Here is a 24,661-nt window from a genome sequence, read left to right on the forward strand (position 1 = left end):
GCGCTGCCGCCGGGCCGGTCATTCGAGTCAAACACGGCACTCACCTGCCATACTCGCCTGACCGCAGGCTACGCCTGCCAAACTGAAAAATCAGGCCGCCACCAGCGCCTTGCCCAGCCTCGGCATCCGCGCCTTCTTCATCAGGGCCCGCATGGTCCAGTCCTCGCCGGACAGCCTTCGCGCCTCGGCAAGAACCGCGTCGCAGGCACTGCGCATCACCTCCGGCTGCGCCTCGAAGAAGCCCAGCAGAAGCGTATCCGGGTCGGCCCGGGTCAGCCCCTCTTCGGCCAGGATGTTGCGCGGGAAATCCTTGGCGTTCATCGTCACGATCCCGTCCGCCGATCCCGCCACCGCGGCGGCCAGCACATGGATGTCGGCCGGGTCGGGCAGCCACAAACGCGCCTCCATCCCCTCGGGCACCGTCACGCGGGCCCGCGGCCAGGCCGCCGACAGGCTCGCGATCTCGCCCCGGGCAAAGACCTCCTGCCCCGGTTCATTGCGGGCGACGGCGCGGGCCCATTCCTCCAGCACACGCTCGGACCAGAGCGGCTGGTAGAGGCCCGCCGAGGCCGCCCCCATCAGCACTTCGCGCATCACCGTCGGATACAGGACGCAGGCATCCAGCAGCAGTTTCATAGCCGGAAGAACAGTGCCTTGAGATAGCCGCTCTCGGCCAGTTGCGGATGCATCGGATGATCCGGCCCGGCATAGCCCGTATGGATCAGCTGTGATCCTCGGCCCGTGCCGTGCAAGCCCCGCCCGATCCCGCGGATACAGGCGGTGCGGAACTTCTCCAGATCGGCCGCATGGGAACAGGAACACAGGCCCAGATAGCCGCCCTCCGCCACCAGCGGCGCAGCCAGTCGTGCCACGCGCTCATAGGCGCGCAGCCCGGCATCCAGCGCCTTTTTCGACGGCGCGAAGGCCGGCGGATCGCAGATGACGACATCGAACCTCTCGCCAGCCTCGCCCAACTCGGTCAGCACGTCGAAAGCGTCGCCCTTGCGGGTCTCGAACCGGTCCGAAAGCCCTGCGGCCTCCGCTCCGTCCCGCGCCAGCGACAGCGCCGGGTCCGATCCGTCCACCGCCAGGGCCGAAGTCGCGCCCCCCGCCAGGCAGGCCAGGCCGAACCCGCCCACATGGGAAAACACGTCCAGGACCCGCGCGCCCTGCGCCAGCCTTGCGGCAAAGGCATGGTTGGGCCGCTGGTCGTAGAACAGCCCTGTCTTCTGGCCGCCGGTCAGGTCGGCCATGTAGGTGGCGCCGTTCATCTGCACCGGCACCGGGGCCCCGGGCGCCGTACCGACCAGCACGGCATCCTTGTCGTCCAGCCCCTCCAGCACCCGCGCCCGACCGCCCGCGCTTTTCAGCACGCATGTGACGCCCGTCACCTCGACCAGGGCCGCGACCAGAACCTCAAGATGGGTTTCCGCCCAGGCGGCATTGGGCTGGATCACGCAGGCATCGCCGAACCGGTCGATGATGACGCCGGGAAATCCGTCGGCCTCGGCATGGACGAGGCGGTAAAACGGCTGGTCGAACAGCCGTTCGCGCAGCGCCAACGCCCGCGCCAGCCGCGCCCTGAACCAGCCCTGGTCCAGCGCGGTCACCCCCGGCGCATCCAGAACACGGCCCGCGATCCGCGATCCCGGCGTGACCGCGACCAGCGCCATCGGCTCGCGCCCGGCATCCTCCAGCACCGCCAGCGACCCGGGCGCAATCGCCTTGGTCCGGCGGTCCATCACCAGTTCGTTGTCATAGACCCAAGGGTATCCGAACCGGATACGGCGCGGGTCCATCTTGGGCTTCAGGCGGATCGAGGGGAGATCATCAGACATGGCGCTGCTCTAGCGCGTTGTCAGGTCCGGGGGAAGATCCCTCGCGCAGCCGGCCGGTTCACCGCCGCTTTCCTGACCGCCCGGCCCTCCGGTCCGGAAAGATGCGCCGCATATGCCGCTTGAGGGTCGCGCTCACCGTCGCAACCTGTAGACTGGCGGTACAGGCGGTGCGATGCCCCGGACGATTTGCGCCCGGCGGCGCCCTTGTTAGCGCCAACACCGCCTGTTAAGCTTTACCTGCCCCCGCGCGCCGGATGGTCCGGTGCCCTGCGGCGACAGCCGATTGCCAGACAGGAGATCCCATGCCGCTCAACTCCGTCATCGCCGAAGTCACCGACCGCATCATCGAACGCTCCGCCGGCCCGCGCCAGGGCTACGAGGATCGCATGGCCCGCGCCGCCGAGGCCGGACCGGTGCGTGCCCATCTCAGCTGCGGCAACCAGGCCCACGCCTATGCGGGTGTGCCCGACGACCAGGACGCGCTGGCCACCGGCAAGGCCGCGAACCTCGGCATCGTCACCGCCTATAACGACATGCTCTCGGCCCATCAGCCCTTCGAACGGTTTCCTGACCTGATCCGCGCCGCCGCCCGCGCCAAGGGGGCTACCGCGCAGGTCGCCGGCGGCGTGCCCGCCATGTGCGACGGCGTCACCCAGGGCCAGCCGGGGATGGAGCTGTCGCTGTTTTCGCGGGACGTCATCGCGCTGTCCGCAGGGGTCGCGCTGTCGCACAATTGCTTCGACGCCGCGCTCTATCTCGGGGTCTGCGACAAGATCGTGCCGGGCCTTGTCATGGCCGCGGCGACCTTCGGCCATATCCCCGCGGTCTTCCTGCCCGCCGGGCCGATGCCCTCGGGCCTGCCCAATGACGAAAAGGCCAAGGTCCGCCAGCAATTCGCTGCCGGAGAGATCGGCCGGGACGAGCTGATGGCCGCCGAGATGGCCTCCTACCATTCGCCCGGCACCTGCACCTTCTACGGCACCGCCAATTCCAACCAGATGCTGATGGAATTCATGGGGCTGCACCTGCCCGGCGCGTCCTTCGTCAATCCGAACACCCCGCTGCGCGACGCCCTGACCGTCGCCGGGGTCGAACGCGCGATCGAAATCACAGCGCTCGGCAACGATTTCCGCCCGGCGGGCCAGATCCTCGACGCCAAGGCCTTCGTCAACGGCATCGTCGGGCTGATGGCCACTGGCGGCTCGACAAACCTCGTGCTGCACATGCCGGCCATGGCCAAGGCCGCCGGCATCATCCTGGAGCTTGACGATTTCGAGGCGATCTCCTCGGTCACGCCGCTGATGGCCAAGGTCTATCCCAACGGGCTGGCGGACGTGAATCACTTCCACGCGGCGGGTGGCCTGGGCTACCTGATCGGCCAGTTGCTCGATTCCGGGCTGCTGCATGACGACACCGAGACCATCGCCGGAGAGGGCCTTGCCGCCTATGCCCGCGAACCCAAGCTGTCCGAGGGGCGCGTGACCTATGAACCCGGCCCCCGGCAATCCGAGAATGACAAGATCGTGCGCCCGGCCACCGATCCCTTCCAGGCCACCGGCGGACTGAAATCGCTCGACGGCAACCTTGGCCGCGGGATCATGAAGGTCTCCGCCGTTGCCTCCGAACGGCATGTGATCGAGGCCCCGGCCCGCGTCTTCGAAGACCAGGAAAGCGTCAAGGCGGCGTTCAAGGCGGGCGAGTTCACCTCCGACACCGTGGTCGTCGTCCGGTTCCAGGGCCCCCGCGCCAACGGCATGCCCGAACTGCACTCCCTGACGCCGACGCTGGCCGTGCTGCAGGATCGCGGGCTCAAGGTCGCGCTGCTGACCGACGGGCGGATGTCCGGCGCCTCCGGCAAGGTGCCCGCCGCGATCCACGTCGCCCCCGAGGCCGCCGATGGCGGGCCGCTCGCCAGGATCAAGGATGGCGACGTGATCCGCGTCGACGCGGTCGCGGGCACGATCGACGTGCTGACCGACGGCGCGCTGGATCGTCCCGCCGCCACGCCCGACCTGTCGGCCAACAGCTTCGGCATCGGTCGCGAATTGTTCGAAATCTTCCGCCAGAATGCCGGGCCCTCCAGCGCCGGCGCGGCCAACGTCGTTTGAGGTCCCAGATGAGCATCACCCCCCAGGACGCCAGCATCGCCGCGGAAAAGCTCTGCCGCACCGCCCCCGTCATCCCCGTTCTCACGGTCGAGGATGTCGCCCATGCCGCACCGCTCGCCAAGGCGCTGGTCGCCGGCGGCCTCCCGGTGCTCGAGGTGACGCTGCGCACCCCGGCCGCGCTAGACGTGATCCGGGAGATGTCCGGCGTCGAAGGTGGCATCCCCGGGGCCGGCACCATCCTGTCCCCCGCCGATGTCGAAGCCGCGCTCGAGGCGGGGGCCAAGTTCGGCGTCTCGCCCGGCGCCACCGACCGCATCCTGGACGCGGCCGAGGAAATGGGCCTGCCCATGCTGCCCGGCGCCGCCACGGCGAGCGAGGCGATGGCTCTGCTGGAACGCGGCTACACCACCCAGAAGTTCTTTCCGGCCGAGGTCGCGGGCGGCGCCAAGGCGCTCAAGGCGATCGGTGCCCCGATCCCGCAGATCCTCTTCTGCCCGACGGGTGGCGTCACGCCCTCCAACGCGGCCGATTACCTGTCGCTGGCCAATATCGCCTGCGTCGGCGGGTCCTGGGTCGCCCCGGCGGACAAGCTTGCCTCGGGCGATTGGGCCGGGATCGAGGCACTGGCGCGCGAGGCATCGATGCTGGGCGCAAGCTGAGGGTTCTTTAACCCCTTTCCTTTAGACCCCTGGTCAAAGGCGGAAGAACTCCGTCCGGCAGCCAGGCCAGAAAGGAAAGCAACATGCCGCGTACAGACCTGATTTCTCAAGATTTTCAGGGACCGCCACCGGGATTCGCACGGTCCAGGGGCGCCCGCAGCACCCTGCCCGCCTTCACCTCCCGGATGCGGACCCAGGGCAGCCCCGTCACCGCCCGCGCCCTTGCCGATCATGGCCATCCGCCCGTGCCGACCGCCGGCCTTGCCCAGATGCAGACCCTGTCGCTGCGCCGACTGCTGGCCCGGCTCGCCGCCCGCGACCCGGCCCTGCCGCGCATCGAATGCTGGATCGAAAGCGACGAGGTTCATGGATGCCCCGACCGGCTCTCCGATCTCTTCCAGCACCTGCTGCTGACGGCCGTGCGCGCCCGCGGCACCGCCCATGGCCCGGTCTGGCTGACCTCGGATGGTGGGCCGCCGCTGCTCTCCATCCACTTCCTGCCGCATCAACCCGGCAAGCCCGGGTATCAGGGCTACAAGCGCGCCACCGACCACGCCCTGCGGATCGACCTGCTGCTGGCGCGGCGCCTGGCGAACCAGGCGGGCGGTGTGCTGACCCTCGCCCCGACCGACGGGCCGCTGGGCAGCTGGGCGCGCCTCGATCTGCCCGGCGCGCCGGGCCGCGCCGACATGCACGACTACATGTGACGCGCCACCCGGCCCGGATCGCGCAGCCGATCCCGGGCCGGCCCCCCGCATCGCAACCACGCACCCGCGCGCCCCGCTTCGCCCGCGATGCAGCAAGGTCGCGCTCTCACACGGATTTTCCCGGCACCACCGCTTTCGCTTGGCCCCCGGCCCGGCTGTTCCTATAAGACCCCCGAACAGCAAGCGGAGGCGATATGCGCAGCGCCGAAATCAGCCGTCAAACGGCCGAGACCGAGATCAAAGTCAGTGTCGATCTGGACGGCACCGGCCGCTATGACATGCAGACCGGGATCGGGTTCTTCGACCACATGCTCGACCAGCTGGCCCGCCATTCGCTGATCGACATGACCGTCACCTGCAAGGGCGACACCCATATCGACGACCACCACAGCGTCGAGGATTGCGGAATCGCCCTGGGCCAGGCCCTGACCAAGGCCCTGGGCGACAAGCGCGGCATTCGCCGCTACGGCTCCTGCCTGCTGCCGATGGATGACGCGCTGGTGCGCGCCGCGCTCGACCTGTCGGGGCGGCCCTTCCTGGTCTGGGATGTCGACCTGACCACCGACAAGATCGGCACCTTCGACACCGAACTGGTCCGCGAATTCTTCCAGGCCCTGTCGACTCATGGCGGCATCACCCTGCATGTCAGCGCGCTGGCCGGGCTGAACTCGCACCATATCGCCGAGGCCGCGTTCAAGGCCGTCGCCCGCGCCCTGCGCGAAGCGGTGGAGCCCGATCCGCGCAAGGGCGATGCGATCCCCTCCACCAAGGGGACGCTCTGACCGGCGCGGGGCTTGACCCCGCGACGCTTTCACGGCACCCCGCCTCTGGCCGGCCCCGCGCCGGCCCGACAGACTGGCCCCGGACCGAGTGATCAAGGACATCGCGATGCTTACCGTGCTCATCGATTACGAAAGCGGCAACCTGCATTCCGCCGAAAAGGCCTTCCAGCGGATGGCCCGCGAAACCGATGCCGGAGAGGTCATCGTCTCGGACAAGGCCGAGGACGTGGCCCGCGCCGACCGCATCGTCCTGCCCGGTGACGGCGCCTTCCCGGCCTGCGCCAAGGCCCTGAAAGGACGCGAAAATGTCTACGACGCCCTGCGCGAGGCCGTCGAAGAGCGCGGCCGCCCCTTCATGGGCATCTGCGTCGGCATGCAGTTGATGGCCCGGATTGGCCATGAATATGAGGAAACCCGCGGCCTCGGCTGGATCGATGGTGAAGTCACCCGCATCACCCCCGCCGATCCAGCGCTGAAAGTGCCGCATATGGGCTGGAACGACCTGGTCGTGGATCAGCCGCACCCCGTCCTCGCGGGTATCGAAACCGGGCAACACGCCTATTTCGTGCATTCCTACCACATGGCTGTCGCCGCGCCCGACCAGTTGCTGGCCCATGTCGAATACGGCGCGCCGGTCACTGCCATCGTCGGCCGTGACACCATGATCGGCACCCAGTTCCACCCGGAGAAAAGCCAGGCCACCGGCCTGCGCCTCATCGCCAACTTCCTGACCTGGACGCCCTGAGCACAGACCCCGCGGACCAGCCGCCACCGGCCAGGGCCTGCGATCACCGCGCCCTACAGTCCCCTCAGGCAAAACCCGAACCTCTCCGCCCAACCCACGGGCAAGAAAAGAAAAACCCCCGCGCCAGACACGGGGGCTTACACGGTCCCGACCGGGAAATCGCGGATTACTGAACCTTCGCCCAGGTCTGGCTTGAACAGATCAGGCCGCCCGCGACACAGCCCTTCAGCTCCAGCCGGTTGCCCGACAGGTTCATCTTGCCGATGTAGATCTTGTTGTTGGACGGGCGCCAGACCTTGCCCTCGTACTTGCCGCCGCCCTGGGGCGACATGTCCCGCACCAGCTGCTTGCCGATATTGGCCGACTTGTACTCCCCGTCGGAATTGAACGTCCGCGAGATCACGCCGCAATAATTCGACCCGCAGGGCGACATGGTGACATGGGCATAGGCCCCGTCATCCACCTGCGTCTGCCAGACGCCCTCCACAGGATCGGCCAGGGCCGCGCCTGCGCTCAGCGCCATGGCCGCAAGACTTGCCAGGATATTCCGCATGATTACTCCTCCACTGCGTTTGCGCCGATCCTGCCCGCAGCGCCCCGTCCGGGCAAGCCCGCGTTGCAATTCCCCCCGCGTCATGCAAAACGGCGCGAAAGCAGACAAAGGGCCCGCGTGATGATCCTCTACCCCGCCATCGACCTCAAGGACGGCAAGGCCGTGCGTCTCTTCAAGGGGGACATGGACAAGGCGACCGTCTTCAATGACGACCCTGCCGCCCAGGCGATGGAATTCGTGGAGGCGGGCTGCGAATGGCTCCACCTCGTGGACCTGAACGGCGCCTTCGCCGGTGAACCGGTCAACGCCGCCCCGGTCGAGGCGATCCTCGCCGCCACCAAGGTCCCCGCCCAGCTGGGCGGCGGCATCCGCGACATGGCCACGATCGAGGCCTGGCTGTCCAAGGGCCTGGCCCGCGTGATCCTGGGCACCGTCGCGGTCGAGAACCCCGCGCTGGTGCGCGAAGCGGCCCGCGCCTTCCCCGGCCAGGTCGCCGTCGGCATCGACGCCCGCAACGGCCGCGTCGCCACCAAGGGCTGGGCCACGGAAACCGATGTCATGGTCACCGACCTCGCCCGCTCCTTCGAGGATGCCGGCGTGGCCGCGATCATCTACACCGACATCAACCGCGACGGCGCGATGCAGGGCCCCAATATCGCCGCCACCGCCGAGCTGGCGAATGCCGTGTCGATCCCCGTGATCGCCTCGGGCGGCGTCTCCTCGCTCGAGGACCTGGTCGCGCTCAAGACCTGCGGCGCACCGCTCAACGGCGCGATCTCGGGCCGGGCGCTCTATGATGGCGCGCTCGACCTGAAAGAGGCGCTGGAGGCCCTGAAGGATGGGTGATCTCTTCGTTCCGCTGCTGCTCAGCGTGGCCTCCTTCGCCGCCGGGTTCTACGCCAAGAACCGCGGCTCCCGCTGGTTGCTGCTGATCCTGGGCGGGGCCACCGCCGTCGGTCTGATCCTCATCATGGGGGCCGAGGCCATGGCAGTCGCCGCCGATTGCACTGGCCCGTCGGTGCGGGAAATGACCTGCCCCAGCCCCTCCGTCGATACCTCTGCCGCGCTGGCGATCGGAAAGTTCGGCAGCCTGGCCTCCCTGCCCGGTCTGATCGCCGGCCCGGTCGCCGTGCCGATTGCCGCGCTCGCCGAATACTGGACCCGCCGCAACGCAAGGCGCGGCTGAACCACGCCCAAAAGCGCAGCCAGGCCACGACACCCGGCGCAGCCAAGCCACAAGACAATTCGCAGCCAAGCCACGACACATACCCGCGGGACTGCGCAAATCGTTGCGCCGCCCCGCGGCCCGGCGTAAGACACGAACCATGTTGAAGACCCGCATCATCCCCTGCCTCGACGTCGCCGATGGCCGCGTCGTCAAAGGCGTGAACTTCGTCGACCTGCGCGATGCGGGCGATCCCGTGGACGCCGCCCGCGCCTATGACGCCGCCGGCGCGGACGAGCTCTGTTTCCTCGACATCCACGCCACCCATGAAAACCGCGGCACCATGTTCGACGTCGTCACGCGTACGGCGGAACAATGCTACATTCCCCTGACCGTGGGCGGCGGCGTCCGCACCGTGGCGGATGTGCGAAACCTGCTGCTGGCGGGCGCCGACAAGGTGTCCTTCAACTCTGCCGCCGTCGCCAACCCCGATGTCGTGGCCGAGGCCGCGGATCACTTCGGATCGCAATGCATCGTCGTCGCGATCGACGCCAAGACGGTCGAACCGGGCCGGTGGGAGATCTTCACCCATGGCGGCCGCAAACCCACGGGCATCGACGCGGTCGAATTCGCCAGGCTTGTGGCGTCGAAAGGCGCCGGAGAGATCCTGCTGACCTCGATGGACCGCGACGGCACCCGCGCGGGCTTCAACCTGCCGCTGACCCGGGCGATCTCGGACGCGGTGTCGGTCCCGGTCATCGCCTCGGGCGGCGTCGGCACGCTCGATCACCTGGTCGAGGGCGTCACCGAGGGTGGCGCATCGGCCGTGCTGGCCGCCTCGATCTTCCATTTCGGCGACCACACGATCCGCGAGGCCAAGGAACACATGGCCGCCGCCGGCATCCCGATGAGGCTGACATGAGCATTCTCGACGACCTCGCCGCCACGATCGAGGCCCGCAAGGGCGCCGATCCCGACACCTCCTGGACAGCAAAACTGCTCGCCAAGGGGCCGGAGAAATGCGCCGAGAAATTCGGCGAGGAAGCGATCGAGGCGATCATCGAGGCCACCAAGGGCGACCGCGATCGCCTGACGTCGGAGGCCGCGGACGTGCTCTACCACCTGCTGGTCATGCTGGCCGCGCGGGACGTGTCCCTCGCCCAGGTCCTGGCCGAGCTGGAACGCCGCGAAGGCACCTCCGGCATCGCCGAAAAGGCCAGCCGCGGCTGAACCTCACAGCTTCGACGAGATTACCCCGGTATTGAATCCGCCCATCCGCAGCTCTCCGAACAGGCGCTGATATTCGATCTTCGGGCAACGGTTCATGATCACGTCGATCCCCTTGGCCTGCGCCGCCGCCGCGGCCTCTTCGTTGACCACGCCGATCTGCATCCAGACGGTCTTGAGGGTCGGGAACGCGGCCATCGCCTCCTCGACGATGGGCGGCACATGTTCGGACCTGCGGAAGATGTCCACCATGTCGACCGGCGCCTCAATCTCCGACAGGCTGGCCCGGACCGTCTGGCCGAACAGCACTTCACCCGCCGCGACCGGGTTGACCGGGATCACCTTGAACCCTTTCAACGACAGGTAGCGCGCAACGTAATAGCTGGGCCGGACGGGATTCGTCGACACGCCCACCACGGCAATCACCTTGGTGCGGCGCAGGATGTCCCTGAGGAACGGGTCGGTATAGGTCTCGCTCATGGGGCCAAGATGATCCAGCCTCCGCCAGGCCGCAATGCCCAATCGTCACGCGCCCCGATCCGTTTCGCAGCAGGGGCTCTGCCCCTGGCGCCCAAAGCTGCGCTTTGGGCGCTACCCCGGAGTATTTCCGGCAAGATGAAGCAGGGGATCAGCGCGGAATCGGTCCCCGTGCGCCCGGTAGTCCGCAAAAGTGAGTGCGCAGGATCGAAACCCGCGCCCCGCCCCCTATTCATCTGGCCGACAAGTATCCCGGGATTCTCAAGGGCAGCGCCCTTGAGGGCCCTTGCGGCCCGAGCAAGATAAAATCGTGTGCGCCGCAGGCGCGCCTTTTGGCGGACGGGTTTTAGTGGACGGGTCGCAAAAAAACGCCCGGGCAGAACCCGGGCGCAGTGCGGAACGAGGGACAGTGAAAGGGATGCCGGAGTTCCGGTCCAGCATCTCAGGACTTCAGATAGGAAGCCTTGGGCAGGCTAGGGAGAGGTTGTAATACGAATGTGAACGAAGCGTTAACATCGGCGCGAATGCGGTGGCCGTTCAGGCCGGCCGCACCGCGTAGAGCGCCACGGCGGCCGCGTTGGACACGTTCAAAGAACCAAAACTTCCGGCAAAGTCGATCCGGACCAGCGCATCGCAGCTGTCCTTCGTCTTGGGCCGCAGCCCCGGTCCTTCAGCGCCCAGCACCAGCGCAATCGGGCGGTCCAGCTTGCCCTCCGCCGCCTGCTCCAGCGTGATATCGGCCTCGCCGTCCAGCCCCAGCACCAGGTAGCCCATGGATTGAAGCTCTCCGATCGTGTCGGCCAGGTTGCGCACGCGCAGATAGGGTTGCCGTTCCAGCGCGCCGCTCGCCGTCTTGGCCAGCGCGCCGGTCTCGGGCGCCGCATGGTGGCGCATGCCGATCACTGCCAGCGCGCCAAACACCTCGGACGAGCGCAGAATTGCGCCGACATTATGCGGATCGGTCACCCGGTCCAGCAGCACGACCCTCGGCACGCGTTCGCCGTCGCCAAGGCAGCGCTCGGCCACCGGGCCCCAATCCAGCGGCTTCACCTCCAGCGCGGCCCCCTGGTGCACCGATTGCGGGTCGATCGGCGCGGTGAACTTGCGCGGATCGGCCATTTCCGGCTCGATCCCGGCCGCTCCGATCGCGTCACCCAGCTTGTCGGCGGCATTTCGGGTCACGATCAGCCGCAGCTTTTCCCGCGCCGGGTTCATCAGCGCGTCGCGCACCGCGTGCAACCCGAAGAGCCAGACCGTCTCGGCCTCCGTCGCCTTGCGCTGGCGTTCCTTCTCGACCACCCATTTCGGCTTTTTCATCGTCATGTCCCGATCCCGCGCCGTGTCCTGTGCCCCGATCCGGCGCCGTTCCGGCACCGATGCGATACCGACGTTGCACCGACGTGATACCGACGCCCGTTTTCGCCCCGTTCGAGGCCCCACGCAACATGCGCCGCCACGACCGCGACGACAAGGGCGGTAAGTCGAGATTTCCTGTTGACGCCCCCCGGGCAGCTTAGTAATGACCCCCTCACGATCAGCGCCGGATTGCATATCGGGCCAGATCAGGGCGACGAGCTGCAAGGTGCGGCAGCGGACTGTAACTCCGCCGGGGAGACCCATGCCTGGTTCGATTCCAGGGTCGCCCACCATCTCCTCTCAGAACAGTTCTGATGGTGGTCGCCAGGGCCCTGACCACGGCTTTGCCAGTGTCTTCTCTTGCAACTTACCGCACGGTCAGGTCACTCTCGAACCGGGAGGAGACCATCATGACCATGCGCGCATTCGTACAATCCGGAACCGGGGTAACCCTAGCCGAGGTGCCCGTGCCCTCGCCCGGCCCCGACGACATTCTGACCCGGGTCACCGCCGCCGGGCTGAACCGCGCCGATCTGGGCATGGCGGCGGGGCATGCCCATGGCGCGGCCGGCGGGGCGGGCACGGTGCTGGGGCTGGAATGGGCCGGGGTCGTGGAAGAGGTCGGCGCGAACGTCACCCGCTTCAAGCCCGGCGACCGCGTGATGGCGTCGGGGCTGGGCGGCTTTGCTGAAAAGGCGCTATCCGATCATCGCCGCACCTTTGCCTACCCCGATGAAACCATGAGCGAAATCGAGGGCGCCACCCTTTCCGTCGCCCTGCGCACGATGCATGACGCACTGGTGCTGAACGGCGGCTTGAGCAAAGGGGAATCGGTGCTGATCCTCGGGGCCTCCTCCGGCGTGGGGATCATGGGGCTTCAGATCGCAGGGCTGATGGGCGCGGGCCAGGTGCTGGGCTCGTCGACCAATCCGACGCGCCGTGACCGGCTGGCCGAGTTCGGCGCGCAGGGGGTGATCGACACCTCCGCCTCCGGCTGGGCCGACCAGGTGTTGCAGGCCACCGGCGGGCGCGGCGTCGACCTGGTGGTCGACATGCTCTCGGGCCCTGGAACCAACGAAACCCTGCGCGCCACGGCCATCGGCGGGCGGATCGTCAATGTCGGGCGGCTGGCCGGGACCCGCGCCGAGTTCGATTTCGACCTGCACGCCCTGCGCCGCATCCAGTATATCGGCGTGACCTTCCGCACCCGCACCGCCGACGAGGTGGGCGTGATCACCGAGGCCGTGGAACGCGATCTCTGGCCAGCCCTGCGCGAGGGCAAGCTGCGCCTGCCCATCGACCGTGTCCTGCCCTTCACCGACACGCCCAAGGCGCTTGAGGAGATGGCCGCCAACCAGCATTTCGGCAAGATTGTCGTGAAGATGGAGTGAGTTACGGCATCAGCACCTGGTTGCGCTGAAAGGTGGCCTCGTCCGCCGTCAGGTCGTCATAGACCACCAGCACATTCACCTGCTCAACCGATCCCAGAGGATAGCTGCGGTACGGCAAACCGTCATCGGGGGTCAGCGCATTGGGAGCCGCGGTATCCTCGTGACAGGGCGGAAGCTGCCAATCCGCCGTCTCTTCCCCGTTGACCGAGAACCGCAACGCAACCAGCCCGCAGCGCCAGGCCATGATCTGGGTGACGTAGACCAGGTCGCGCCCGTCATATTCCCGCACCGCCACCCAGCTGGATTTCGTGGCGGTCAGGATCGGCTTGACCTCGGTTGCGGTGGTGAATTTTCCGGTCGGGATCTGCGGCTCTGCCGTATAGACGGGGCCTCCGGCTGCGGCCGGCGCATCCGGGCTGGCGGGTGACGCCGGAGCAGCGGGGCTGGCCGGTTCCGACGGTGTGGCGGGCCGCGAAATCGTGCTGGTGACCGACCTGTCAGACGGCACCGAAACGGCCATATCCGTCCCCGATCCGCCCGAAAAACCGGCGGCCCCTGCGATGAATAAGATCCAGATCCAAAAGAACATAAGCGAAAACTCCGTTGCGGCGCGACGTCACAAGACTCTGCCTTTATTTTGCCATTATCTTTGCTACGGTCGGCCTCGCCAAGCTTTGATAATTTACAAATAATTTAGGGTAGAAACTGCGATGGCAAAGCAAGGGGCTGTGACACCCGACTTCAATATCATGATTGTCGGCCAGTCCGGCCGTCTTCAATACGAGGCGATCATGTTCGCCGCCTCGCTTTTCGCCAACACAAAGGGCAAGCCGCGGCTTTTCGTGGCCGAACCTCAGCCGGGCCCGAACTGGGACGGCAACCCGACCATGCAGGGCCCCGTACGGCAATTGCTGACAGATCTGGGCGCCACGATTCTTCCTTTTGAAAACAAGGTTTTCGGCCAGACTTACCCCTATGGCAACAAGATCGAAGCGCTACAGGCCCTGCCCGAGAAAGAGCCCTTCGTCTTCTTCGACACCGACACGCTGATCCTGGACGATCTGCACGATGTGCCGTTCGATTTCTCGCGGCCTTCCGCCTCGCAGCGGGTCGAGGGGACATGGCCCAAGATCGAACTTTATGGCCCCGGCTACGGCGATATCTGGAAGTCGCTCTACGACAAGTTCGGGCTGGACTTCGAAAGCTCGCTGGACCTCGGCCAGCCCGACGAACATTGGCGCCGCTACCTCTATTTCAACGCCGGGTTCTTCTACTACGAATGCCCGCGCGTCTTTGGTGACCGGTTCCTCGACTATGCCGTGGCGATCCGCGATGACGCGCCGCCGGAACTGGCGTTGCAGACCATGGATCCGTGGCTGGACCAGGTGGCGCTGCCGCTGGTGATCCATTCCCTGGGCGGCGGACGCGAGGCGCTGCCGACCGGCTACCTCGACGGGTCCCACAGCTGTCATTACCGGGTGCTGCCGCTTCTCTATGCGCGCGAATCCGACCGGGCCGTCGACGTGATCGAAGATGTAACTTCGCCCAACAAGATCAAGAAAACGCTGAAGAATTATGAGCCGATCAAGCGGATGATCTACCAGGGGCGTGGCCAGAAGGTCCGCGCGCTCTTCGATCGCGACAACCTGCCCCGCAAGGAACAGGCCATCCGCAACCGGATCAAGCGCGAAGGCTTCTGGATGCGCTGAGGCTTAGGCCTCGATCGCCGTCGCGCCCAGCGTCTCGCACCAATGATCCCGCCGCTCCTGCGCCGTGTCGCGGCGCGCCATCGGGCTGAGCGTCGGGTCCAGCTCTTCCAGCGCCTCGATCTCCAGGTTGCCATCCCAGGCGGCCTGCATCCCCTTGGTCCGGCAATCCTGCATCCGCAAGGTAAAGCTCAGCCGGTTGCGGATCGCCTCCACGTCCCGCGTCACACCGACCCAGACCTGCCCGCCGGTGCGGGCGGCATAGATCGTCCAAATCTCGTCCCGCTGTTTCCAGGCCGCGCGGGCGGCACGTCGGTCAATCGCCATGATAATTCCTTTCCCGGCGCTGTTGATCATATTTTTACCCGGGTGTAAATAACCGACATGAGCAACGACCAATTTACCGCCTTCCAGGGCACATCCATCCTCGCCCGCGGCAGCAAGGCCCGCGTGGCCCACGCGCTGCACGATCTGGGCCACGGCCCGCATCCCGCTGATGTGCTTGTGTTTTCCGATGAAACAGGACGGGAGACCGACCTCGATCTATCCGGCAGCGCGTCGGACATCGCCGCGCGCTACACCGCCACGGAACAGCGCGAACCTGCCAGGCGCGGGCGCGGCCGGCCCAAGCTGGGCGTGAAGGCGAAGGAGGTCACCCTCCTGCCCCGGCACTGGGACTGGCTGGCCTCACAGCCCGGCGGTGCCTCGGCCACCTTGCGTCGGTTGATCGACGCCGCGCGGGCAGATGCACCGCCCAGCCCCGACCCGGCTTACCGCTTTGCCGCCTCCATGGCCGGCAACCTGCCCGGATACGAGGACGCGATGCGCCATCTGTTCGCGCATGACGGCCCGGCGCTGCGCGACGCGATCCGCGACTGGCCGACCGATCTCAGGGAGTATTTCGCCAAACTGGCGGGGCTGGACGCTCAGGCCCCCTGAGCGCCCAACATATTTGCAAAACGCGGATCAGCCCTTTGCAAACAAACCCTCGTAATCACGGAACCCTTTGATCTCGATCGGGTTTCCGGACGGGTCGCGGAAGAACATGGTCCATTGCTCGCCCGGCTCGCCTTCGAACCGCACAGACGGCTCCAGCACGAAAGCCACGTTGGCCGCCTTCAGCCGTTCGGCCATCTCCTGCCAGCGCTCCAGCGGCAGCACGAATCCGAAATGCGGCATCGGCACCATGTGCTCGCCGACCTTCCCGGTATCGGTCGTGGCAAAGGGCGGGCCCAGATGCAGCGACAATTGGTGGCCGAACAGGTCGAAATCCACCCAGGTTTCGGTGCTGCGCCCCTCTTCGGCGCCCAGGACGGTGCCATAAAAGTCCCGCGCCTCTTCCAGAGACGTGACGTGGATGGCAAGGTGAAACGGGGGGATCATGGCGGTCTCCTGATGCGAGATGGTTGAGCGCGAAGCTGCGATCCCGTAAGCACTTTGACAACCGCAAAGACGGCATTTCAGGGAGGACATTCATGACCTACGGTTTCGACACGCTGCAAATCCATGCAGGCGCACGCCCGGACCCCGCGACGGGCGCCCGGCAGACACCCATCTACCAGACCACGGCCTACGTGTTCCGCGACGCGGATCACGCCGCCGCACTCTTCAACCTGCAAGAGGTCGGCTACATCTATTCCCGCCTCACCAACCCCACCGTCGCCGTCCTTCAGGAACGCATCGCGACGCTGGAAGGCGGTGCCGGGGCGGTCTGCTGCTCCTCCGGCCATGCAGCGCAAATCATGGCGCTGTTCCCGCTTATGGCTCCGGGCCGGAATATCGTCGTATCGACAAGGCTTTATGGCGGATCCATCACCCAGTTCAGCCAGACGATCAAACGCTTTGGCTGGTCGGCGACCTTCGTCGATTTCGATGACCTCGACGCCGTGAAGGCCGCCATCGACGACGACACGCGCGCAGTGTTCTGCGAATCCATCGCCAATCCGGGCGGCTACATCACCGATCTCGACGCGATCGCCAAGATCGCGGACGAGGCCGGCCTGCCGCTGATCGTCGACAACACTTCGGCCACGCCCTACCTTTGCCGCCCCATCGAGCATGGCGCGACGCTGGTCGTGCATTCCATGACCAAGTACCTGACCGGCAACGGCACCGTCACCGGCGGCGTGGTCGTCGACTCGGGCAATTTCGACTGGTCCGCCTCGGACAAGTTCCCGTCGCTGTCCCAGCCCGAACCCGCCTATCACGGTCTGAAGTTTCACGAGACCTTCGGCCCCCTCGCCTTCACCTTCCACGGCATCGCCATCGGTCTGCGCGACCTCGGCATGACGCTGAACCCGCAGGCCGCCCATTACACGCTGATGGGGATCGAGACGCTGTCGCTGCGCATGGAACGGCACACGGCCAATGCGCTGAAGGTCGCGACCTGGCTCGAAAACGATCCGCGGGTGGATTACGTGACCTATGCCGGTCTGCCCTCCTCGCCCTATGCCGACCGGGTGCCGCGCATCTGTCCCAAGGGCACCGGCGGGCTTTTCACCTTTGCACTCAAGGCCGGATACGAGGCCTGCGTGAAATTCGTCGACTCGGTCGAGATCTTCAGCCATGTCGCCAACCTGGGCGATACGCGGTCGCTGGTGATCCATTCCGCCTCAACCACGCACCGCCAGCTGACAGAGGACCAGCAGAAGGCCGCAGGCGCCGCCCCCGAGGTCGTTCGCGTCTCCATCGGCATCGAGGATCCCGATGATTTGATCGCCGATCTCGACCAGGCGCTTGCCAAAGCCTGCGGATGATCGCCAAGTACCTGCAATCAGGGACGGATCACCTTTTCCTATTGTTAACCCTGATATAGGATCACGCAGATGCCGGGCCTCCGCGGGGGCCCGGCTCAGGCCTTTGCTGACGCCGCAGATGACGGGGACATGAAACCAAATTTCGCGCTGATACTGTCGCTTGATGGGATTTCCCTGCTGCAACGCTCGTCTCCGGGATGGGCGCTGGTTGGTGAGGCCGCGCCGGATGCCGACGATCTCGATACCCGCATGGCCGAGCTTCGCCAGATGGCCGAGGCGCTGTCGCCCGGCGATCTGACCTGCAAGGTCGTCGTGCCCAATGACCAGATCCGGTTCCTGTCTGTCTCGGGCATTCCCGCCGACCCGGTGTCGCGCAAACGCGCCGTGCAGACCGCGCTGGAAGGCGCCACGCCCTATTCCCTGGACGAACTCAGCTGCGACAGCACCATTTCGGGCGGAGAGCTTCAGATCGCCGCCGTGGCGCTGGAAACCCTGGACGAGGCCGATGCCTTCGCCCGCGGCTATGGCTTCCACCCCGTCTCTTTCGTCGCCCGCCCCGAGGCCGGCGAATATAACGGAGAGCCGTTCTTCGGTGCCGCCGAGGATATTCCCGGCGGCGAAACCGTCGAACGCGACCTGATCCCGATCCGCGTGTCCGGCCGCGCCAAGGTGCCAGAGTTGAAAGCCGCGGAGGCGCCCGCGCCGCGGACCGAGCCCACGCCCGCGGCCGAACCCGCACCGGCGGCTGAGCCTGCGCCGGAGGAAAAGGCGAAAGAGGATAAAGAGGAAGACCTCCCCGCGATCTCCTTCAGCTCCGTTCGCAAACGTCCGCCGGAGCCGCGCAAAGCCGATGCCGACAAGGATGCGGTTGAAGAAAAGGCCCGGGCTTCCGAAACGAAACCGGACACGTCCGACGCGTCCGCGACGGATGCCGGCCCCACGCTGACTCCACCGGTTCACACCCCGGCGGACCCCGCCTCGCCTGTCGCCGCTGACAGCGCCGTCGCCAAGCCCTCCACCCCGGCGAATCCCGCGGCCAAGGCCAAGCCCGCGAAACCGGCCAAGCCTCGGAAATCCTTCGGCCTGCGAGAAAAGGTCGACCAGATTCGCGACCCGAACCGCAAGTTCGAGGGCTTAGGACTCGGCATCATGTCCCGCGTTCGGAACCTGCGCGACGCCGCCAAGACCAGGGTCGAAGCACAACGCAAGGCCCGCAAGGACGCCGCAGAGGCCAGGGACCTGGCCGAAAAGGCCGCCCTGATCGCCAAACCCGCGGTCCAGCTTCCCAAGCCCGAGGACAAATCCGCCCCGCCTGCCAAGCAGAGCCTCAAGGATCTGCCGCTGCCCAAGATGGCCGTGCCCGCCGCGACCAAGGCCCCCTCTGCCAAGCTGCCGGACCTGCCCAAGGCACCGTCGGTCAAGCCGGGTGACGCGCCCGCTGCCAAGGCCGACACGAAGACGCCCAAGCCCGACGCCAAGGCCAAGAAACCCAAGCGGGGCAAGGCCAAGGACGCCGCAAAAGTCATCGAACCCGCGCCCAAGACCCCGTCGCCGGCTGCGCTAAAGAAACCCGATCCCTTCGCACTGCCGCCCGGCGCCTCGACGGCGCCGCCAATGGCCGGGGCGCTCAGCGCCAAGCAGCGCAAGTCCGAAGCCGAACGGATGACGGTCTTCGGCGCCCGCAATGCAGGCAGCGCCCCGCGTGATCGACGCTACCTGGGTGTCGTTCTGACGGTGCTGCTGGTGCTCTTCATGGCCGGTGTCGCCGCCTGGGCCTCCGTCTTCCTGGATGAGCGGATGGTGTCCCTGCTGACGCCGCGCGATGATGTTCAAGAGGCCGCTCTGACCCCCGACGAAGGCGGCGGCGAAAGCTTCGTGCCGCCCGGCCCCGGTGTCGATGCGCCTGAGGACGGTGTCGTTCTGCCCTCCGCCCTGCCCAGTCAGACGGATGAGACCGACACGGCCGAGGCCCCCGCAGAGGACGCGACCGAACCGGGCCCGGAGGCCACGACCGACAGCGCCGCGTTCGACCTGCCCGCCAAAGATGCGGAGGCAGAGGCCCGCTATGCCGCCACCGGCATCTGGCAGCGGTCGCCCGAGGCGCCGGATACTGCGCCCGAAACCACCACCGGACCCGAGAGCCTGCCGCAGATCGCGGGCGTGGGGTCGCGCAATCCGACGATCAGCCTGGCCGCGCTGACGCCCGACACGCCGCCCGAAACACCCCTGCCCGCGCCCGGCCCCGGCTACCGCGCGGACATGGATGAACGCGGCCTCGTCATCGCCACGCCCGATGGCGCGATGGCCCCGACCGGCACCATGATCTACGCTGGCCCGCCGCCCGTCGTGCCGCCCCTGCGCCCGGGCGAAGAGCCGCCGGAGGTCAAACCGGAGCCCGCCGCCGCTCCGCCAGCCGAGGACCAGTCCGAACCGGACGCCGCGCCGGAGGATGTGACCGAAGACACCATCGACCCGGACGCCCCTACGGTAACAGCTGAGGAAACGGCAGAGGACACGACCGACGCCGACACGCCGACCGACACGGCAGAGGCCACCGATACGGTTGAGGAAGAGCCGGCCCCGACGCCCGGCCCCTTCGCCGACATCCGCCCCCGCCTGCGCCCCGGCAGCGAAACGGAGACCGACACTGCCGAGGCAGAGCTGTCGGCCGAGGAACGCGCCGCCGCCCTCGCCCTGGGCCAGATTGAGGCGACGGAGGACGACACCACCGACGCCGCGCAGGATCAACCCGCCGACACCGCCGATACCTCGCAAGACAGCCCCGAATCCGACGCCACAGGCGAGGATGCCGCGCTGGACGACGCCGCTATCGAAGAAGGCACCGCCATAGCCGAGGACGCGACCCAGGACGATGTGGTCCTCGCCGCCGCGGCCTCTCTCGCGCAGGATGCCGTGCGCCGCCCGCAGGCCCGTCCCGGTTCGCTGATCGCGGACGAGGATCGCTCCTCCGTAGCGGCCGGGATCGCCGGGATCGGCACCGAGGACGAGGCAGAGGCCGACGCCACCGAAGAAGAGGCGATCGACCGCCCCGAACCCGATTTTGTGGCCCTGCGCCCGCAGACCCGCCCCGGCAATATCGAAGAACTGGCCGCCATTGCGCGCGCCACGCCGATCCCGCCGCCCTCGGTCGAGCCGGCCGTGCCCTCGCGCACCTCCGTCGCGCGGCAGGCCACCGTGCGGGACGCCATCGACCTGAGCGCGATCAACCTGATCGGCGTCTATGGCCAGCCGTCGGACCGCCGCGCGCTGGTGCGTCTGGCCAATGGCCGCTACCGCAAGGTCGAGGTCGGCGACCGTATCGACGGGGGCCGCGTGCTCGCCATCGGCGAAAGCACCCTGCGCTACCAGAAGGACGGCCGGAACGTCACCCTCGACATGCCAAGCGGCTGACCCGTCCCCGGATCAGCCGCTCTCCCTGTCGGACTTGCGTCCACGTTTATTGCTGCCTTTTGTCCCTCGTGACGCGCCCAAAGCGCGCCACGCTGTCGTTGCGGATCACTCTGCGGCGATCTCTCCGTTGTCGATCTGCTCCTGTTCGATGGATTCGAACAGCGCCTTGAAGTTGCCTTCGCCGAACCCGTCATCGCCCTTGCGCTGGATGAATTCGAAGAAGATCGGCCCGATCACGGTCTTCGAGAAGATCTGAAGCAGGATCCGTGTCTCGCCACCGTCCAGCACACCTTCGCCGTCGATCAGGATGCCGTGCTTCTTCATCCGCTCGATCGGTTCCTCATGGCCGACGACACGGTCATGAGACATGGCGTAATAGGTCTCGGGCGGCGGCGGCATGTAGCGGATGCCCTTCTCCGCGATCTGGTCGGTCGCGTCGTAGATGTCACGCGCGCCCACGGCGATATGCTGAATGCCCTCGCCGTTGTACTTCTTCAGATAGGCCACGATCTGCCCGGTCTCGCCCCGGTCCTCGTTGATCGGGATCCGGATGCGCCCGCAGGGCGAGGTCAGCGCGCGGGAATACAGCCCCGTGAACTTGCCCTGGATGTCGAAGAAGCGGATTTCACGGAAGTTGAACAGGTCGCCGTAGAACCGGAACCAGGTATCCATGTTGCCCTTGTGCACGTTGTGGGTCAGGTGATCGAGGTAGTAGAACCCCACGCCGCGCGGCTTGGACTGGGCCAGCCACTCGAATTCCTCGTTATAGGGCGAGGTCTCGTAATACTGGTCGATGAAGTAGATCAGCGATCCGCCGATCCCCTTGATCGCGGGCACGTCCATCGTCTTGCCCGGCCCCTCGTAGGGTTCTGCCCCTTTGGCGACCGCGTGATCGAAGGCATGCTGCGCATCGACGACGCGCCAGCCCATGGACGGCGCGCAGGGCCCGTGTTCCTCGATGAAGGCGGCGGCGTGGCTGCCCGGCTCGGCATTGATGATGTAGGTGATATCGCCCTGCTGCCACAGCTCGATATCCTTGGACTTGTGGCGGCCGACCAGCTCGTAGCCCATCTTGGCGAACAGATCGCGCAGCTCCTGCGGATCGGGATGGGCAAACTCGACGAATTCGAACCCGTCGGTGCCGGCCGGGTTGTCTTCGGTGATGGTGGATTTCGGGGCGTCGTGAGGGAACGGACCCATGGGAGACCTCCTGTTTGCGCGTGTTTGACGCAATCCTACGCTGTTTCGCGCCGGAAATCTGCGCGAAAGCAGGGGATTCTTGCCCCGGAAATGCGGATGTTTTACAAACTTCGCGACACAGACGCGAGTTTTCCGCACATGCTGGATTCGACCGATCTGCGCCTGCTCACGGCGCTTCAGAAAGATGCCCACCTCACCGCGCAGGAGCTCGGAGAGCTGCTTAACCTGTCCCCCTCCCAGGCCGGTCGCCGCCGCCAGCGGCTCGAGGCGGAAGGCTATATCGAGGGGTATACCGCCCGGCTCAACCCGGATAATCTCGGTCTCGCCATCCAGGCATTCGTCCAGGTCCAGCTGGGCACGCACGGACCGGACCAGTCGCGTGAGTTTGCCGCCCTCGTCCAGGCCCGGCCCGAAATCACCAGCGCCTGGACCCTCACCGGCGAGGCGGATTACCTGCTGCGCATCTATTGCACGGATCTGTCGGCCCTGCACCGGCTGATCCACGAAGTTCTGTTGTCGCATCCGACTGTCACGCGGGTGCAAAGCCAGATTGTTATGGACCAGTTCAAACAGGACGGGCCGCTGCCGACCCGTCACACCTCTTGACCGAAAGGACCGACCCCGAATGGAAGGATTTCTCTACCAGGCTACCATCTACCTCGCCGCAGCCGTGATCGCCGTGCCGATCGCGGCGCGATTGGGGTTCGGCTCCGTCCTGGGCTATCTTTCCGCCGGTATCGTCATCGGCCCGATCCTCGGCCTCGTGGGCAGCGAAACCGCCGACCTGCAGCATTTCGCGGAATTCGGCGTGGTCATGATGCTCTTCCTCATCGGGTTGGAGCTTGAACCCAAGGCGCTGTGGAACATGCGCCACCGCCTGCTGGGCCTGGGAGGGCTTCAGGTCGTGCTGACCACCGCCGCCGTCATGGCCGCCTTCATGGCCTTCGGCGAAACCTGGAACACCGCCCTGGCCGTCGGCATGATCCTGGCGCTGTCGTCGACCGCCATCGTGCTGCAGACCCTGTCGGAAAAGGGCCTGATCCAGACGCCCGGCGGCCGCTCCGCCTTCTCCGTGCTGCTGACGCAGGACATCGCGGTGATCCCGATGCTGGCCTTCCTGCCGCTGCTCGCCACCTCCGCCCCCCTGCGGTTCAGCGAGGACGGATCGCTCAACCGCCACCCGGTCGAAGACGCCCATCACACCATGTCGCTGGTCGAGGGCCTGCCCGGCTGGGGCGTCACCCTCGTCACCTTCGGCGCCGTCGCGGCGGTGATCCTGACGGGCATCTACCTCACCGCCCCGGTCTTCCGCTTCATCCATGCCGCCCGGCTGCGCGAGATGTACACTGCCCTCGCCCTCGTCATCGTCGTCGGCATCGCCTTCCTGATGAACCTCGTCGGCCTGTCGCCGGCGCTCGGCACCTTCCTTGCGGGCGTGGTGCTGGCGAACTCCGAATTCCGGCACGAGCTGGAAAGCGATATCGAACCCTTCAAGGGCCTGCTCCTGGGACTCTTCTTCATCACCGTGGGCGCGGGCATCAATTTCGCCCTCTTCTTCCGCGAACCGCTTCTGATCCTCGGCCTCGCCTTCGGCCTGATCCTCGTGAAGGGCGCGATCCTCTTCGCCATCGGCCGCGCGTTCAAGCTGCGCCGCCGCCGCCTGATGCTCTTCACCCTGTCGCTCTCCCAGGCGGGGGAGTTCGGCTTCGTCCTGCTCTCCTTCTCCGGCCAGCTCAACGTGCTGCCCCAGGTGCTGTCGGAACGGCTGCTGCTGGTCATCGCCCTGACCATGCTGATCACGCCGCTGCTTTTCCTGCTCTATGACTGGCTCAGCAAGAAGATGGGCGATTCCGGCGTCGCCCCGCGCGAACCCGACGAGATCGACGACGAGGGCGCGGTCATCATCGCCGGCATCGGCCGCTTCGGCCAGATCGTGAACCGGCTGGTGCAAAGCTCCGGCATCAAGACGGTCGTGCTCGACCATGACATGAAAACGATCGAGCTGATGCGCCGCTTCGGCTTCAAGGGCTATTTCGGCGACCCGACCCGCCCCGACATCCTGCGTGCCGCCGGGCTCGACAAGGCGCGCATCCTCGTCGCCGCCATGGACGATCCCGACGCGGTGATCCGGCTGGTCAGCTATGCCCGCAAGCAGAAGCCCGGCATCCACATCATCGCCCGCGCCCGCGACCGCCGCCACGTCTACGCGCTCTACAAGGCCGGGGCCGATGACATCGTCCGCGAAACCTTCGACTCCTCTCTCAGGGCCGGGCGCTACGTGCTTGAAAATGCGGGCTTTACCGAATTCGAGGCCTCCCGCGCCGAAGACACGTTCTACCACCATGACCGCGAAACCGTCCGCGAACTGGCCGAGCTGTGGGATCCGAACATTCCCGCCGACAAGAACGAGGACTACATCGCCCGCTCCAAGGAGCTGGAAAAAGATCTCGAGGCCGCCCTCCAGGCCCTGCTCGCCGAGGATGAAGAGGCCGCCTGACCCGGTTCAAGACCGCCCCTTTCATCTGGCCGACAAATATCCCGGGAGGTCCGGAGGGCTGGCCCTCCGGCGCCCCCCATCCG

At 66.7% G+C, this 24,661-nt stretch carries 25 protein-coding genes and 1 tRNA gene; 17 read left to right on the forward strand and 9 right to left on the reverse strand.

Going from position 1 to position 24,661, the window contains the following annotated elements:
- Positions 1-90: 90 nt before the first annotated feature.
- Positions 91-636, reverse strand: coding sequence for an RSP_2648 family PIN domain-containing protein (locus tag ATO9_RS08395; protein WP_043747527.1), 546 nt, complete (start codon positions 634-636; stop codon positions 91-93).
- Positions 633-1,838: an RSP_2647 family RNA methyltransferase gene (locus ATO9_RS08400; protein WP_043747528.1), complete on the reverse strand. Its 1,206-nt coding sequence runs from the start codon at positions 1,836-1,838 to the stop codon at positions 633-635. The genes ATO9_RS08395 and ATO9_RS08400 overlap by 4 nt, the downstream gene beginning before the upstream one ends.
- 302 nt (positions 1,839-2,140) lie before the next feature.
- Between ATO9_RS08400 and edd the strand changes: the two genes are divergently transcribed.
- The 5 genes from edd (at position 2,141) to hisH (ending at position 6,839) form a co-directional block, all read left to right on the forward strand.
- A complete protein-coding gene (gene edd, locus ATO9_RS08405; protein ID WP_043747529.1) occupies positions 2,141-3,946 on the forward strand; it encodes a phosphogluconate dehydratase in 1,806 nt (601 codons plus the stop codon).
- An 8-nt stretch (positions 3,947-3,954) separates the two neighbouring features.
- On the forward strand, positions 3,955-4,605 hold the full coding sequence (eda, locus tag ATO9_RS08410) for a bifunctional 4-hydroxy-2-oxoglutarate aldolase/2-dehydro-3-deoxy-phosphogluconate aldolase (protein WP_043747530.1): 651 nt from the start codon (positions 3,955-3,957) through the stop codon (positions 4,603-4,605).
- Positions 4,606-4,688: 83 nt separating this feature from the next.
- Positions 4,689-5,312, forward strand: coding sequence for a hypothetical protein (locus tag ATO9_RS08415; protein ID WP_043747531.1), 624 nt, complete (start codon positions 4,689-4,691; stop codon positions 5,310-5,312).
- Positions 5,313-5,506: 194 nt separating this feature from the next.
- Entirely contained in the window at positions 5,507-6,094 is a 588-nt protein-coding gene (gene hisB, locus ATO9_RS08420; protein WP_043747532.1) for an imidazoleglycerol-phosphate dehydratase HisB, read from the forward strand.
- 106 nt (positions 6,095-6,200) lie between these two features.
- On the forward strand, positions 6,201-6,839 hold the full coding sequence (gene hisH, locus ATO9_RS08425; RefSeq protein ID WP_043748526.1) for an imidazole glycerol phosphate synthase subunit HisH: 639 nt from the start codon (positions 6,201-6,203) through the stop codon (positions 6,837-6,839).
- Between the two features lie 166 nt (positions 6,840-7,005).
- On the opposite strand, the gene ATO9_RS08430 is transcribed toward hisH, so the two are convergent.
- Positions 7,006-7,392, reverse strand: coding sequence for a DUF2147 domain-containing protein (locus tag ATO9_RS08430; RefSeq protein WP_043747533.1), 387 nt, complete (start codon positions 7,390-7,392; stop codon positions 7,006-7,008).
- A gap of 120 nt (positions 7,393-7,512) precedes the next feature.
- Here ATO9_RS08430 and hisA point away from each other — a divergent pair, with 120 nt between their 5' ends.
- The 4 genes from hisA (at position 7,513) to ATO9_RS08450 (ending at position 9,787) form a co-directional block, all read left to right on the forward strand.
- Positions 7,513-8,238, forward strand: a complete 726-nt coding sequence (hisA, locus tag ATO9_RS08435; protein ID WP_043747534.1) for a 1-(5-phosphoribosyl)-5-[(5-phosphoribosylamino)methylideneamino]imidazole-4-carboxamide isomerase — start codon at positions 7,513-7,515, stop codon at positions 8,236-8,238.
- Positions 8,231-8,578, forward strand: coding sequence for a hypothetical protein (locus ATO9_RS08440; RefSeq protein ID WP_043747535.1), 348 nt, complete (start codon positions 8,231-8,233; stop codon positions 8,576-8,578). Before hisA ends, ATO9_RS08440 begins: the two co-directional genes overlap by 8 nt.
- A 139-nt stretch (positions 8,579-8,717) precedes the next feature.
- On the forward strand, positions 8,718-9,479 hold the full coding sequence (gene hisF, locus ATO9_RS08445) for an imidazole glycerol phosphate synthase subunit HisF (protein ID WP_043747536.1): 762 nt from the start codon (positions 8,718-8,720) through the stop codon (positions 9,477-9,479).
- On the forward strand, positions 9,476-9,787 hold the full coding sequence (locus tag ATO9_RS08450; protein ID WP_043747537.1) for a phosphoribosyl-ATP diphosphatase: 312 nt from the start codon (positions 9,476-9,478) through the stop codon (positions 9,785-9,787). The genes hisF and ATO9_RS08450 overlap by 4 nt, the downstream gene beginning before the upstream one ends.
- Positions 9,788-9,790: 3 nt before the next feature.
- On the opposite strand, the gene ATO9_RS08455 is transcribed toward ATO9_RS08450, so the two are convergent.
- Positions 9,791-10,264, reverse strand: a complete 474-nt coding sequence (locus ATO9_RS08455) for a CoA-binding protein (protein WP_043747538.1) — start codon at positions 10,262-10,264, stop codon at positions 9,791-9,793.
- Between the two features lie 534 nt (positions 10,265-10,798).
- Complete coding sequence (gene rlmB / locus ATO9_RS08460; RefSeq protein WP_043748528.1) at positions 10,799-11,578, reverse strand: 23S rRNA (guanosine(2251)-2'-O)-methyltransferase RlmB; 780 nt, start codon at positions 11,576-11,578, stop codon at positions 10,799-10,801.
- Between the two features lie 248 nt (positions 11,579-11,826).
- Here rlmB and ATO9_RS24235 point away from each other — a divergent pair.
- Together ATO9_RS24235 and ATO9_RS08465 are read left to right on the forward strand one after the other, a co-directional pair.
- Positions 11,827-11,910 (forward strand) — tRNA-Tyr (locus ATO9_RS24235).
- A gap of 117 nt (positions 11,911-12,027) precedes the next feature.
- The gene (locus ATO9_RS08465; RefSeq protein WP_156127826.1) at positions 12,028-13,008 is read left to right on the forward strand and encodes a zinc-binding dehydrogenase; all 981 of its coding nucleotides are present in this window, start codon (positions 12,028-12,030) and stop codon (positions 13,006-13,008) included.
- Between the two features lies 1 nt (position 13,009).
- Here the strand turns inward: ATO9_RS08465 and ATO9_RS08470 are convergent, their stop codons facing one another.
- On the reverse strand, positions 13,010-13,528 hold the full coding sequence (locus ATO9_RS08470) for a hypothetical protein (RefSeq protein ID WP_238318702.1): 519 nt from the start codon (positions 13,526-13,528) through the stop codon (positions 13,010-13,012).
- Between the two features lie 190 nt (positions 13,529-13,718).
- Between ATO9_RS08470 and ATO9_RS08475 the strand changes: the two genes are divergently transcribed.
- Positions 13,719-14,717: a hypothetical protein gene (locus ATO9_RS08475; RefSeq protein ID WP_043747540.1), complete on the forward strand. Its 999-nt coding sequence runs from the start codon at positions 13,719-13,721 to the stop codon at positions 14,715-14,717.
- Positions 14,718-14,720: 3 nt separating this feature from the next.
- Here ATO9_RS08475 and ATO9_RS08480 read toward each other — a convergent pair whose 3' ends face one another.
- The gene (locus ATO9_RS08480; protein ID WP_043747541.1) at positions 14,721-15,041 is read right to left on the reverse strand and encodes a GIY-YIG nuclease family protein; all 321 of its coding nucleotides are present in this window, start codon (positions 15,039-15,041) and stop codon (positions 14,721-14,723) included.
- A gap of 57 nt (positions 15,042-15,098) precedes the next feature.
- Between ATO9_RS08480 and ATO9_RS08485 the strand changes: the two genes are divergently transcribed.
- Positions 15,099-15,653, forward strand: a complete 555-nt coding sequence (locus tag ATO9_RS08485; protein ID WP_043747542.1) for a DUF2239 family protein — start codon at positions 15,099-15,101, stop codon at positions 15,651-15,653.
- A 27-nt stretch (positions 15,654-15,680) separates the two neighbouring features.
- Here ATO9_RS08485 and ATO9_RS08490 read toward each other — a convergent pair whose 3' ends face one another.
- A complete protein-coding gene (locus ATO9_RS08490) occupies positions 15,681-16,097 on the reverse strand; it encodes a VOC family protein (protein ID WP_043747543.1) in 417 nt (138 codons plus the stop codon).
- 92 nt (positions 16,098-16,189) lie between these two features.
- On the opposite strand from ATO9_RS08490, the gene ATO9_RS08495 reads away from it, so the two are divergent.
- Both ATO9_RS08495 and ATO9_RS08500 read left to right on the forward strand, forming a co-directional pair.
- On the forward strand, positions 16,190-17,470 hold the full coding sequence (locus tag ATO9_RS08495) for an O-acetylhomoserine aminocarboxypropyltransferase/cysteine synthase family protein (protein ID WP_043747544.1): 1,281 nt from the start codon (positions 16,190-16,192) through the stop codon (positions 17,468-17,470).
- 129 nt (positions 17,471-17,599) lie between these two features.
- Positions 17,600-20,881 (forward strand): hypothetical protein, encoded by a 3,282-nt coding sequence (locus tag ATO9_RS08500; protein ID WP_156127827.1) that lies wholly within the window; start codon positions 17,600-17,602, stop codon positions 20,879-20,881.
- A gap of 105 nt (positions 20,882-20,986) precedes the next feature.
- Here ATO9_RS08500 and hppD read toward each other — a convergent pair whose 3' ends face one another.
- A complete protein-coding gene (hppD, locus tag ATO9_RS08505) occupies positions 20,987-22,081 on the reverse strand; it encodes a 4-hydroxyphenylpyruvate dioxygenase (RefSeq protein ID WP_043747546.1) in 1,095 nt (364 codons plus the stop codon).
- 138 nt (positions 22,082-22,219) lie between these two features.
- Here hppD and ATO9_RS08510 point away from each other — a divergent pair, with 138 nt between their 5' ends.
- Together ATO9_RS08510 and ATO9_RS08515 are read left to right on the forward strand one after the other, a co-directional pair.
- The gene (locus tag ATO9_RS08510) at positions 22,220-22,687 is read left to right on the forward strand and encodes an Lrp/AsnC family transcriptional regulator (RefSeq protein WP_043748531.1); all 468 of its coding nucleotides are present in this window, start codon (positions 22,220-22,222) and stop codon (positions 22,685-22,687) included.
- Between the two features lie 19 nt (positions 22,688-22,706).
- On the forward strand, positions 22,707-24,578 hold the full coding sequence (locus ATO9_RS08515) for a monovalent cation:proton antiporter-2 (CPA2) family protein (RefSeq protein WP_043747547.1): 1,872 nt from the start codon (positions 22,707-22,709) through the stop codon (positions 24,576-24,578).
- Positions 24,579-24,661: the final 83 nt, after the last annotated feature.

The organism is Pseudooceanicola atlanticus, from assembly GCF_000768315.1.
GTDB classification, from domain to species: domain Bacteria; phylum Pseudomonadota; class Alphaproteobacteria; order Rhodobacterales; family Rhodobacteraceae; genus Pseudooceanicola; species Pseudooceanicola atlanticus.